At 40.2% G+C, this 12,534-nt stretch carries 14 protein-coding genes; 12 read left to right on the top strand and 2 right to left on the bottom strand.

The annotated features are described in order from the left end of the window. Positions 1-4: 4 nt before the first annotated feature. From MTCD1_RS00215 to mgtE, 11 genes are all read left to right on the top strand, one after another. Entirely contained in the window at positions 5-970 is a 966-nt protein-coding gene (locus MTCD1_RS00215) for a KpsF/GutQ family sugar-phosphate isomerase (protein WP_057182595.1), read from the top strand. Beyond that, positions 970-1,515 carry a 3-deoxy-manno-octulosonate-8-phosphatase KdsC gene (kdsC, locus tag MTCD1_RS00210; protein ID WP_057182597.1) on the top strand — a complete coding sequence of 182 codons (546 nt, stop codon included), beginning with the start codon at positions 970-972 and terminating at the stop codon, positions 1,513-1,515. Before MTCD1_RS00215 ends, kdsC begins: the two co-directional genes overlap by 1 nt. Next, the gene (lptC, locus tag MTCD1_RS00205) at positions 1,512-2,081 is read left to right on the top strand and encodes an LPS export ABC transporter periplasmic protein LptC (protein WP_057182598.1); all 570 of its coding nucleotides are present in this window, start codon (positions 1,512-1,514) and stop codon (positions 2,079-2,081) included. Before kdsC ends, lptC begins: the two co-directional genes overlap by 4 nt. Next, on the top strand, positions 2,068-2,688 hold the full coding sequence (lptA, locus tag MTCD1_RS00200; RefSeq protein ID WP_235013357.1) for a lipopolysaccharide transport periplasmic protein LptA: 621 nt from the start codon (positions 2,068-2,070) through the stop codon (positions 2,686-2,688). The genes lptC and lptA overlap by 14 nt, the downstream gene beginning before the upstream one ends. After that, positions 2,678-3,433 (top strand): LPS export ABC transporter ATP-binding protein, encoded by a 756-nt coding sequence (lptB, locus tag MTCD1_RS00195; protein ID WP_231733088.1) that lies wholly within the window; start codon positions 2,678-2,680, stop codon positions 3,431-3,433. The genes lptA and lptB overlap by 11 nt, the downstream gene beginning before the upstream one ends. A 118-nt stretch (positions 3,434-3,551) precedes the next feature. Next, positions 3,552-5,069, top strand: a complete 1,518-nt coding sequence (locus MTCD1_RS00190; protein WP_057182603.1) for an RNA polymerase factor sigma-54 — start codon at positions 3,552-3,554, stop codon at positions 5,067-5,069. 26 nt (positions 5,070-5,095) lie between these two features. After that, positions 5,096-5,383 carry a ribosome hibernation promoting factor gene (gene hpf / locus MTCD1_RS00185; protein ID WP_057182605.1) on the top strand — a complete coding sequence of 96 codons (288 nt, stop codon included), beginning with the start codon at positions 5,096-5,098 and terminating at the stop codon, positions 5,381-5,383. A 107-nt stretch (positions 5,384-5,490) separates the two neighbouring features. After that, complete coding sequence (gene ptsN, locus MTCD1_RS00180; protein WP_057182607.1) at positions 5,491-5,961, top strand: PTS IIA-like nitrogen regulatory protein PtsN; 471 nt, start codon at positions 5,491-5,493, stop codon at positions 5,959-5,961. A gap of 27 nt (positions 5,962-5,988) precedes the next feature. Further along, positions 5,989-6,843, top strand: a complete 855-nt coding sequence (gene rapZ / locus MTCD1_RS00175) for an RNase adapter RapZ (protein ID WP_057182609.1) — start codon at positions 5,989-5,991, stop codon at positions 6,841-6,843. Positions 6,844-6,873: 30 nt separating this feature from the next. Then, positions 6,874-7,149 carry an HPr family phosphocarrier protein gene (locus tag MTCD1_RS00170; protein WP_057182719.1) on the top strand — a complete coding sequence of 92 codons (276 nt, stop codon included), beginning with the start codon at positions 6,874-6,876 and terminating at the stop codon, positions 7,147-7,149. Positions 7,150-7,354: 205 nt separating this feature from the next. Next, a complete protein-coding gene (gene mgtE / locus MTCD1_RS00165; RefSeq protein ID WP_057182611.1) occupies positions 7,355-8,713 on the top strand; it encodes a magnesium transporter in 1,359 nt (452 codons plus the stop codon). A 109-nt stretch (positions 8,714-8,822) separates the two neighbouring features. On the opposite strand, the gene pmbA is transcribed toward mgtE, so the two are convergent. Beyond that, the gene (pmbA, locus tag MTCD1_RS00160) at positions 8,823-10,184 is read right to left on the bottom strand and encodes a metalloprotease PmbA (RefSeq protein ID WP_057182613.1); all 1,362 of its coding nucleotides are present in this window, start codon (positions 10,182-10,184) and stop codon (positions 8,823-8,825) included. Between the two features lie 251 nt (positions 10,185-10,435). Here pmbA and yjgA point away from each other — a divergent pair, with 251 nt between their 5' ends. Further along, positions 10,436-10,960 (top strand): ribosome biogenesis factor YjgA, encoded by a 525-nt coding sequence (gene yjgA / locus MTCD1_RS00155; protein ID WP_231733089.1) that lies wholly within the window; start codon positions 10,436-10,438, stop codon positions 10,958-10,960. Positions 10,961-11,044: 84 nt separating this feature from the next. Here the strand turns inward: yjgA and tldD are convergent, their stop codons facing one another. Beyond that, positions 11,045-12,490 carry a metalloprotease TldD gene (tldD, locus tag MTCD1_RS00150; RefSeq protein ID WP_057182617.1) on the bottom strand — a complete coding sequence of 482 codons (1,446 nt, stop codon included), beginning with the start codon at positions 12,488-12,490 and terminating at the stop codon, positions 11,045-11,047. Positions 12,491-12,534: the final 44 nt, after the last annotated feature.

Raw genomic sequence — 12,534 nt, 5'->3', positions numbered from 1 at the left:
CATTATGAAAAATTTCAAACAGTTAGCAAAAAACGTAATTGAGATTGAGCAGCAAGCCATTGCTGAATTAGTGCAATATATTGATGATAGCTTTGAACTTGCCTGCCAACTCATGTTCCATTGTAAAGGTCGAGTGATCGTTATTGGTATGGGCAAGTCAGGTCATATTGGCGGTAAAATAGCCGCGACCCTCGCCAGTACCGGTACACCCTCATTTTTTGTCCACCCTGGCGAAGCCAGTCATGGCGATTTAGGTATGATCACCAGCAATGATGTCGTCTTGGCCATCTCCTATTCAGGCGAAACCAGTGAAGTGCTCGCCATCATCCCGGTTATTAAACGCATTGGCGCGAAATTAATTTCAATGACAGGTAATACTGATTCGACCCTAGCTAAATTAGGCGATACCCATATTTGTATTAAGGTCTCCGCTGAAGCTTGTCCCCTTGGTTTAGCCCCAACATCAAGCACTACAGCAACCTTAGTGATGGGCGACGCGTTAGCTGTCGCTTTACTTAATGCTAGGGACTTTACCGCAGAGGATTTTGCCTTATCACATCCTGGTGGTAGTTTAGGTAAGCGCTTATTATTACGCTTAAATGATATTATGCACCAAGACGAACGTGTGCCAGTGGTTACTGAACATGCTCTTATCAAAGATGCCTTGGTGGAAATGTCATTAAAGGGTTTAGGCATGACTGCGATAGTGAATGATGAGCAAAAATTAGTTGGCTTATTTACTGATGGCGATCTTCGCCGGGTATTAGATAATAGAATAGATATACACAGTGATAGTATCAGCACGGTAATGACGCTCAACCCGCAGGTTGCGCAAAGTGACATGCTCGCTGCGCAGGCCTTAAAAATAATGGAAGATAAAAAAATTAACGGACTAATTATTGTCGATAACAACAATATCCCCGTTGGTGCCATGAATATGCATGATCTATTACGTGCTGGAGTACTTTAATGAATACCTTATACGGAGAGGTGCAAAGCAACATTCTAGCTAAAGCTGAAAAAATAAAGTTACTCGTTTGTGATGTTGACGGCGTATTTTCTGACGGTAGAATATATCTGGGTAACGATGGTGAAGAGCTAAAAGCATTTCACACAAAAGATGGCTTTGGCATAAAAGCCTTAGGTGCTAGTGGTGTTGCTGTTGCTATTATTACTGGCAGAAACTCTACTATCGTGGCCAATCGTATGAAAGCTTTACAGGTAGCGCATATTATTCAAGGTCAAGAAGATAAATTACCGGCATTAATTGACTTAGCTCAGCAATTAAATATTGACCTTACAGAGGTAGCCTACATAGGTGATGATGTCCCTGATTTATCTTGTATTAAAACTGTTGGCTTAGGAATTAGTGTATTCGATGCTCATCCGCTAGTATTACGGGGCGCTGATTACACTACTTTTACTCGCGGCGGTTTTGGCGCTGTGCGGGAAATATGTGACTTAATTATGCAAAGTCAAGGTAACTTGGACCACGCTACAGGCGCTAGTGTATGAGCCGATTAAATAGCCTAGCGCTATTTGTTTTACTGCTTAGCGCACTAATCTATGGCATTATTGAATGGCGCACGGCATCAATAGAGCAAGATACTTTAATCGTTGATGAACAGCGCCCTGACTTTATCGCCGAGAAACTACAAAGTAAAATTTATAGTAAATCGGGACAATTGTCTCACACCATTGAAGCAGAACGAATGGAACATTATGCAGATTTGGAGGTGAGTTACTTTGAAGCGCCACTTTATACTTTATATCCACAAAAACAAGGTAAACCGTGGAAAATTAGTGCCCAAGAAGCAACACTGTACAAAGATAATCGTGTTGAATTGAAAAGGCAGGTGCTTATTCAAGCAACTGAAATTGATAGCTTAATAAAAGAGATTCACTGCAAAGAAATCGTATTAGATTTAAAAACCAACATTATTAGTTCAGAGCAAGCCGTTATTGTGGTCGGCAGGGATTTCACCATGTACGGCTCAGGATTAATTATCGATTTGAACACTAAACAAATGACCCTAACCCAGCATGAACGCACAATTTATAAGAAACATGATGATAGCTAATTTATACCAAAGTACCTTGAAAGTACTAGCCCTAACTTGCAGCCTATTCTTATTTACTAATGCCCACGCGGCTAAAAAAGATTTAGAGCAAGAAATTACCATTAAATCACAACGACAATCTGCCGACCTTAAAAACAAAATTGCCAGTTATTTAGATAATGTCAGTATTAGACAAGGCTCTATTTCCATTACCGCAGATATAGTTAAGGTATTTAGTCGTATTGATAAAAAAACCGGTGAAAAAAATGATACCTATTTAGCCAAAGGAAATCCTGCCACCTTTGAGCAGCGACTAGAAGACGGTAGCTTAATTAGCTTACAAGCCGATGAAATAACCTATACCCCTAACGCTCATATGATCAAGATTTCAGGTAATGCGCTGGTCAAGCAAGCGGGTAGTGAGGTCAGTGGTGATATAATCACTTATAATACCTTAAGCGAAAAACTAGAAGCACAGGGCTCTGATAACCAGTCTGTTACCACCATACTGCAACCAACAATATTAAAGAAACAAAAAGAAACTCACGAAAAGTCTAAAGCGGAACAATCCGCTGATAACGTAATTGAGCAAGAAGCAGATAAAAAAGGTAATGGCAGTGGCTACTAATATCGATAGTAAACCCTCGGTAAACACGTTAATTGCCGAGGGTTTATCTAAGTCCTATAAAAATAGACAGGTTGTTAAAAATGTCAGTTTACAAGTTAATGCTGGGCAAATAGTTGGCTTATTAGGACCCAATGGCGCTGGCAAAACCACCTCCTTTTATATGATTGTTGGCTTAGTCCCCAATGATGGTGGCACTATCAAACTCAATGGCCAAGACTTAACACTTATTCCTATGCATGAAAGAGCCCGCATGGGCATAGGTTATTTACCGCAAGAAGCATCAATTTTTAGAAAACTCACCGTTAGTGATAATATCATGGCTATCTTACAAATACGTAAAGAGCTTACTGAAACACAACGCGCGGAAAAACTTGAACACCTGTTAGAAGAGTTTCATATTTGTCATATCAAAGATAATACCGGCATGAGCTTGTCAGGTGGTGAAAGACGACGCGTTGAAATTGCCCGAGCATTAGCGGCTGAGCCACAATTTATTTTATTAGATGAACCCTTTGCTGGTGTTGACCCTATTTCGGTTGGCGACATTAAAAAAATAATATTACAATTAAAAGAGCGCGGCATAGGTATATTAATCACCGACCATAATGTTAGAGAAACTTTAGACGTTTGTGAGCATGCCTATATCGTTAGCCACGGTGAAATAATTGCCCAAGGCAATGCCGAGCAAATTCTTGCTAATCAAAAAGTGAGAGATGTATACCTTGGCGAACAATTCACGCTATAGTAAGGCTATACTAAAGCGAAAATGACTAGCTTTAAGCAGAACAATTTAAGAGCAAAGTAGTGATAGATTAGCAAACTATAACTACTAAGAATAATAAATAGGAAATCATATAACCTAGATGCGACCTACACTACAGCTCCGTATTGGACAACAATTAACCATGACTCCGCAGTTGCAACAAGCAATCAAGCTGTTGCAACTGTCAACGTTAGAATTACAACAAGAAATTCAAGAAGTATTAGAGAGCAATCCATTACTTGAGCTTGATGAAAAAGTTGAAAATGAAAATACTAGCGATGAAAACAATCTTGAAGAAGCATTTACAACCAGTGTCTCTGAAACTAACACTGAGCTGACAACAAGTGACGGGAGTGAAGAGCAACCAGCAAGTATTGACGAAATCAGTACCACTGAGGCCATGGAAAAAAAGGAAATACCCGAAGAACTAAATATCGATACCACCTGGGAAGAAAGTTACAGTGCTGGCGTTTCAAATACCGGCGCAGTTAGTAGCCCTGCCGATGATTATACCTATCAAGGGGAAACCACGGACTCCATTCAAGATCATCTATTGTGGCAAATGGAATTAACGCCTTTCACTGATACCGATAAAACCATCGCTATTGCCATTATTGAAGCAGTTGATGATGCCGGTTATTTAACCGTATCACCAGAAGAAATTCTAGAAAGTGTCGGTACAGAAGGGCTAGAGCAGGATGAAGTTGAAGCGGTCTTAAAACGTATTAATATGTTTGACCCTATTGGCGTCGCTGCTCGCTCAATTGCTGATTGTTTACTTATTCAGTTGAATCAATTTAGTGCTGATACCCCTTATCTGAAAGAAAGTAAACTCATTATCAATGAACATATTGATTTACTTGGTAACCGAGATTACCGTCAGTTAATGCGTAAAACCAAATTAAAAGAAGATCAACTGCGTGAAGTTATGCGTTTAATTCAAAGCTTAAATCCTCGTCCAGGTGATGCGGTAATTAAAGGTAATAACCAATACGTTATTCCTGATGTTACCGTTGAAAAGAAAAATGGTCGCTGGGTGGTTGAGTTAAATTCGGACACGGCACCAAAACTCTCTATTAATAAGCAATATGCGGCCATGTCTAAAACAATGAAATCATCAACTAATGATGGTCAATTTATTAGATCAAACTTGCAAGAAGCCAAATGGTTTATTAAGAGCTTAGAATCTCGTAATGACACCTTACTCAAGGTGTCCAATTGCATAGTTCAGCGTCAGCAAGGATTTTTAGAGCATGGTGCTGAAGCCATGCTTCCTATGGTGCTCAATGATATTGCTGAAGCTGTTGATATGCACGAATCCACCATATCTCGAGTGACCACGCAAAAATACATGCACACACCAAGAGGGATTTTTGAGTTAAAATACTTCTTCTCCAGCCATGTTAGTACCGAAAATGGTGGTGAATGTTCATCGACCGCAATTCGTTCTTTAATTAAAAAACTTATCTTAGCGGAAACACCTGCTAAACCGTTAAGTGACAGCAAAATGGCTGATATACTGGCCGAGCAGGGAATAAAAGTGGCGCGACGGACTATTGCTAAATACCGAGAATCATTAGCGATACCACCATCAAACCAACGTAAGAGTTTACTTTAAAACACTACCATAAAAGGATCATGCTTATGCAAATTAATCTTTCTGGCCATCATGTAGAAGTAACAAGTTCATTACGAAAATATGTTGATAGCAAGTTCTCAAAACTAGAACGACATTTTGATCATATCAATAATATTCATGTCGTACTTACCGTAGAAAAGCTTAACCAAAAAGCAGAAGCCAATATCCATATTAATGGCGGTGAAGTGTTTGCCTCAGCAGTTAACGGCGACATGTATGCTTCTATTGATACTCTAGTTGATAAACTTGATCGACAAATCCTTAAGTATAAAGGTAAGATAGCTCAGCACTAAGCTTAGCTAAATCATGAATACGCTTTAAAGTAATTAAAGCCGATAAATCTGGCGCCCTAAGCTAAATGAATTAGCACAGTTGGGCGCCTAAAATAATTAACACCATTATGCAATTATCAGAAATATTAACAACAAGCTGTACCACTTGTGATGTAGAAATCACCAGTAAAAAACGTATTTTAGAAAAAATTTGTCAACTCGCTGCCAAGCAAATCGGTGATATAGAACAAGATGATCTGCTAGAAAGTTTACTTAATAGAGAAAAAATGGGTAGTACCGGCATAGGAAACGGCATTGCCATACCCCATGGTCGATTACCTAATGCCAATAAAGCTGTCGCAGTGTTAATAACAACAGAACAAGCTATTGATTTTGATGCCATAGATAATAGGAATGTAGATGTTTTTATTGCCTTATTTGTGCCGGAAAATAGCTGTAAAGAACACTTAATTACCCTACAAAGTATCGCTAAATTATTTAGTAATAAAAAGATGATTAAGCGAGTTCGCAAATGCCATGATAATCAAGCACTCTATAACCTAATTCAACAAGCTAGTAATACCCTAGATGCCATATAGTAAAGTACACGGATATAAGATATAAGAATGAAACTAATCATAGTTAGTGGCCGCTCTGGCTCGGGTAAATCAGTTGCCCTACGCGTATTAGAAGATCTTGGTTATTATTGTGTCGATAACATTCCAATTAACCTCTTACCGGCATTAATCCATACGGTTATCAATGACTATGAAAACGTTGCCGTCAGTTTAGATGTACGAAATTTACCAAAAGATCCCGAAGATATTCCTGAAATCATTGCCTACTTACCTAGAGCAGTAGACGTTAATACCTTATTTCTTGATGCCGATGATAAAGACTTAATCAGGCGTTTTAGTGAAACACGTCGTTTGCACCCCCTTATAAAAGAGAATATGACCCTTGAGCAAGCGATTACCCGAGAAAAGTCATTATTAGAGCCGATATCAACGAATGCTGACTTATACATAAATACTAGCCAACTTACCCCTCATCAACTTGCTGATTTAGTCAGGGAAAGGATTTTAGGCAAAAAGACCGGTTCCATGGTACTGGTCTTTAAATCGTTTGGTTTTAAACACGGTATTCCAATCGATGCCGATTATGTTTTTGACGCGAGGTTTTTACCTAATCCTTTTTGGGAGAAATCACTGAAGGGCAAAACAGGGGTTGATGCCGAGGTCAAAGATTTTCTTGCCAGCCAAGCGATAGTCACTAAGTTTATTTGGCAAATTAACAGTTTTATGATGACATGGTTACCACACTTAGAACGCAACAATCGTAGTTATGTCACCATAGCTATTGGTTGTACCGGTGGCAAACATAGATCAGTTTATATCGCAGAAATGCTAGCCAAGAATTTTCGTAAAGAGCGCGAAGATATTCAAACGCACCATAGAGATATTCATATAAAATCAACTTAATAAGTGAGCAGAATAATGGGTGCTATAGTATTGCCAAAAAAATCCCAACAAGTGACCATTTGTAATAAGTTGGGTTTGCACGCTCGTGCAGCCACTAAACTTGCACAATTAAGCCAAAAATTTTCCGCACAAATCACCCTAGAATTAGCGGGAAAAAAAGCCGATGCAGGGAGTATTATGGCGCTGATGCTATTAGCTGGTGGCCAAGGAAAAACAGTTAATATCACCGCACAAGGCGAAGATGCACAACTAGCGTTAACTGAAATATGCCAACTTATTTCTGATAAATTTGATGAAGCTGAATAAATAAACCGACTAAAAAAGTATCTATCTCAAGATTAAAAAGCTGATAAAAACACTAAGTTACGATAAACTTACGCTGATTTTCAGCTGTTTCCCAAAGAAAGCTGTTTTCTTTTATCCTTAAGTAATCCTCAGTTTCGCTACTTTCACAGCGACACATTCTTACAGGGTTTTCGGTGTACTAAATAGCAAAGAGGCAGAGTAGGCTATGCCAGAAGTATCAGAACAAGAATTTAACCAACAAAGGTTACAACAAGTTAACGAAGCGCTTAGCAGTGGTATGTTCGTCTATGTACGAAAACTGCTGCAACATATGCCGGCCTTCGATCTAGCCCTTATTTTAGAGTCTTCCACAGCAAAAAATCGACCGGTACTTTGGCAACTTATTGATCCTGATTTTCATGGTGAAGTGCTCGAAGAACTTAATGAGGAAGTCCGTAAAGGCATTCTTACCAGCATGCCGCCTGAAAAGCTTGCAGCGGTTGCCGAAGGCATGGACATTGATGATTTAGCTGAAGTTTTACGTACATTACCTGACAATATTTATAACAAAGTCCTCGAGTCGATGGACTCACAAGACCGTAGCCGGGTCGAAACCGCATTATCTTATGAAGAAGATACTGCTGGTGGCATAATGAATACCGATACTATCACCTTGCGTCCCGATGTAAGTGTTAAGGTAGTATTACGCTACTTGCGTCTCAAAGGTAACCTGCCAGATGCCACTGACTCCTTCTATGTCGTTGACCGTAACAATCGTTTTATTGGTGTGGTATCTCTTGCTGCCATAGTAACAGCCAAGGCAGAAGCTATCGTCTCTTGTTTGATTAATGCGGAAGTAGAAGCAGTGCAAGCAAATATGGATGAGCAAGATGTTGCCCAGCTGTTTGAACGTCACGATTGGTTTTCTGCTCCCGTAATTGATGAGCAAGGTCACTTACTCGGTCGGATAACCATTGATGACGTAATTGATATCATCCGTGAGAATGCCGAACACTCTATGATGAGTATGGCGGGTTTAGACGATGAAGCAGATACATTTGCCCCGGTAATTAAAAGTACTAAGCAGCGCACATTATGGCTGGGGGTAAACCTGATCACCGCATTGATGGCTGTTGCCGTGACCAGTATGTTTGAAGATGTCTTTCAACAATTGGCTATTTTAGCCGTATTGAACTCTTTGGTGCCCAGTATGGGTGGTGTTGCTGGTAATCAAACCTTAACCTTGGTTATCCGTGGTATGGCATTAGGTCATGTCGGTGACAGTAATGCCCGGGCACTACTGAGTAAAGAAGTAGCGATCGGCTTTTTAAATGGCATTATTTGGGCGACATTAATTGCCACGGTCGTAGCGATATGGAAACAAGATTTAATGCTTGGTGGTGTCATTGCTTTCGCCATGTTGATGAATATGACCGCCGCTGGACTTGCTGGTGTCAGTATTCCATTGATATTAAAACGCATGAAGATTGACCCTGCGCTGGCTGGTGGCGTTATTCTTACCACAGTGACCGATGTCCTGGGTATTTTTGCTTTCCTAGGCACCGCAACGCTGTTTCTTACATAAAAAGTTTTACCTAGTAATAGTGACTTAGCTAAATATTAATCAAAAAAAAGCGTTATCTAATCAAATAGATAACGCTTTGTTATTATTGCTGAAGTAATAAGTTTACTTACTAATGTCCGGCGACTTGCATCTCATCAATCAAAATTGAACCGGTGTGGATACTACCGCGTAAATCAACATCAGAGCCAACAGCAACAATACCTTTAAACATCTGCGCTAAATTCCCGGCAATAGTAATTTCACTCACTGGGTAAGCAATTTCACCATTTTCAACCCAAAATCCAGCCGCACCACGAGAGTAATCACCATTGATAATATTAACGCCTTGACCCATTAGTTCGGTCACCAGTAAACCTGTTCCTAGGGTTTTTAACATAGCATCAAAACTACCATCATGACCTTTGGCGTCAACCAGCCAATTATGAATACCGCCAGCATGGCCTGTGGTAGTTAGCCCAAGCTTACGGGCGGAATAGCTAGTCAATAAATAAGTTTGTAAGGCACCCTGACTAATAATTTCTCGATCTTGGGTTAATACGCCTTCACTATCAAAAGCACTACTGGCTAACGCCCTAGCAATGTGAGGTCTTTCACTGATATTTAAAAACTTAGGAAAAACATCGTTACCAATGGCATCAAGTAAAAAAGAGGATTTACGATATAAGTTGCCACCACTGATAGCGGCAATAAAGTGTCCCCAAATAGTATTGGCAATATCCGCTCTAAATAATACCGGAACTTTACTGGTCGCTATTGTTTGTGGGTTTAGACGAGATAGCACCTCTTGTGACGCTTGCAAACCAATATTTTTGGCACTTTCTAGTAAAGCAAAATCACGATTAACCGTGTACGCATAATCCCGCTCCATATCGTCACCGTCACTAGCAATCATCACACAGCTTAAACTATGGCGAGTACTTGGGTAGCCCACCAACTGGCCATGACTATTACCATAAACTTTAAAACCCGAAAAACTATCAAAGCTGGCACCGTCTGAATTACTAATACGAGCATCTACTGCTAAGGCGCTTTCCTCACACTCTTTGGCCAGATCAATCGCCTCTTCGGTACTTATTTCATGTGGATGATATAAATCCAAGTCCAGTGGCTGCATTGCCAACAGTGCTTTATCTGCTAAACCCGAACAATCATCAACCGAGGTGTACTTGGCAATATTTACTGCCGCAGTAACCGTTTTAGTCAATGCTTGCTCTGACAAGTCTGCCGTTGAAGCACTGCCTTTACGCCCTTGTCGATAAACAGTAATGCCTAAAGCGCCATCATTAGTAAATTCAACATTTTCCACTTCACCCATACGGGTACTTACACTTAAACCTTGTTGGCGACTCATCGCTACTTCAGCACCATCGGCGCCAAGAGATTTAGCGAGTTCAAGAACAGTGGCAACACGTGCTTTAACTTCGCTAAGTTGTTGTCTGATTGGATCATGGGATTTAGAGGCTGGGGTCATATTGGTTTCTACTTTCTCTTTTCTTTTTAAGGATTAACAAGGCTAAAACAGCAACTTAGCCTATTAAGTACTGGGCACTATCGAGATTAAATTTCCTAATTTCTTAGCGTGACTGGGCTAGACAGCACTCGCCGCGAATAAACCCCTTTATCTCGAACAAGGTTTGACCGCGAAAGATCAACAGCCCCGATAAATTTAATGATATAATAAGGCTAATTATTATTTATTTTACCATGGTATTAGACATTATTATGCCCCAGTCAGCCAACGATATCGACGATTCATCAGAAGAAATAGAAGAAGAATTTAAAAGTAAAACCGAAATTAAGCGTGAAATGCATAAATTACAAGATTTCGGCCAAAGCTTAGTGGATATGTCTAAGCATCAGCGTAGTCGTTTGCCTTTAACCGAAGAGCTAAAATATGCTATGGTTTTAGCTGACAAGATCGCCAATAAACATGAAGCTTTACGCCGTCACATTCGTCATATTGGTAAAATATTATTTGAAACCGACCTAGAGCCAATTCACCATGCTATCGAAGTGATGGCCAATAAACATCAACAAGAAACAGCAAAATTTAATCGCTTAGAAAGTATTAGAGATGAATTAATTGCCCAAGGTAATGATGCTGTTGAAGCTTTAATTAGTGAATTCCCACAAATTGAACGTCAAAAAATCAAGCAGTTAGTACGTAACGCAGTAAAAGAGAAAAAAGCCGAGAAACAAGGTAAGCATTATAAAAGCTTATTCATTTACCTAAAAGCGAACGCCTAATAAAAATCCTGAAACGCTCAGCGCGAGTCACTATGCAGCAAGCACTCATTGAAAAATCAGTGCTTGCTGCATAGAAAGGGCTAACTACTGGGTACCACCAATTGTTATTTCATCAATTTTCAAGGTCGGTTGACCGACACCAACCGGTATACTTTGGCCATCTTTACCACAAATACCAACACCGGCATCAAGTTTTAAGTCGTTACCAACCATACTGATCCGTTTCATTGCATCGGGACCATTGCCTATTAAAGTAACACCTTTTACCGGTGAGGTTATTTCACCATCTTCAATTAAATAAGCTTCTGAGGTGGTAAAAACGAACTTACCCGACGTGATATCAACCTGACCTCCGGCAAAGTTTGGTGCAAAAATACCTTTTTTCACCGACTTAATAATATCTTCAGGGCTAGACTCTCCTGCTAACATATAAGTATTTGTCATGCGTGGCATAGGTAAATGGGCATAAGATTCACGTCGGCCATTACCTGTTGGCTGCACGCCCATTAAGGCTGCATTATGCTTATCTTGCATGTAACCTTTTAAGATACCCTTTTCAATTAAGACGTTATATTGCCCAGGTGTACCTTCATCATCTATAGTGATAGAGCCACGGCGGTTAACTAAGGTACCATCATCAACAATGGTACAAAGTTCAGATGTCACTTTTTGACCGATTTTACCTGAAAAGGCTGACGAGCCTTTACGGTTAAAATCGCCCTCTAAACCATGGCCAACCGCTTCATGTAATAATACGCCAGGCCAGCCGGCACCCAATACCACAGGGTAAGTGCCTGCAGGGGCTTCAATGGCCACTAAGTTGACTAACGCTTGTCTAACTGACTCTTCAGCATACGCAAGGTAACGTGCTTTGTTATCACCCGGCTCAACTTCAAAGAAGTAACTATAATCAGTACGTGCGCCACCACCGGCACTCGCTCGCTCACGCTTGCCATTGTCTTCAACTAAGACTGAACAATTTAATCGCACTAACGGCCGAATATCCGTAGCGTAAGTACCATCACTAGCACTGATTAAAATAGTTTCATAGACAGCTGATAAGCTGGCAATTACCTGCTTAACCCTGCTATCCACTTGCCGCGCATGTGCCTCAACTTGATGTAATAAATCAATCTTTTGCTCTTGGGTTAAACTGCCAAGTGGCTCAACTGATTGATAAACCTTGATAGGTGTAGTGCGGTTAAACGCTTTCACGGTTGCCCCTTTGCCACTATCCGCAATACCTTTGGCCGCATCTGCCGCCTGCTGTAATGCTTCGGGGGAGATTTCATCAGAATAAGCAAAGCCTGTTTTCTCGCCTGAAATGGCTCTTACGCCAACACCACGTTCAATGTTATACGAGCCTTCTTTAATAATTCCATCTTCTAACACCCAGGATTCATGCTGACTCGCTTGAAAATATAAATCAGCGTAATCAACTTTTCGTCCCATCATACTTTTCAAGGTTTTGATTAATACTTCATCATCAATATGACTATCACTTAATAAGGATTTTTCAACACTATTCATTAGGTATGGGCTCTTCTGCTATGTTCTTTAATTATAGTCGCTGC

The sequence above is a fragment of the Colwellia marinimaniae genome (genome assembly GCF_002207865.1).
In the GTDB taxonomy this organism is placed as follows: Bacteria; Pseudomonadota; Gammaproteobacteria; order Enterobacterales; family Alteromonadaceae; genus Colwellia; species Colwellia marinimaniae.
The sequence above is the reverse complement of the archived record's forward strand: the minus strand, read 5'-3'. Positions and strand labels throughout refer to the sequence as shown.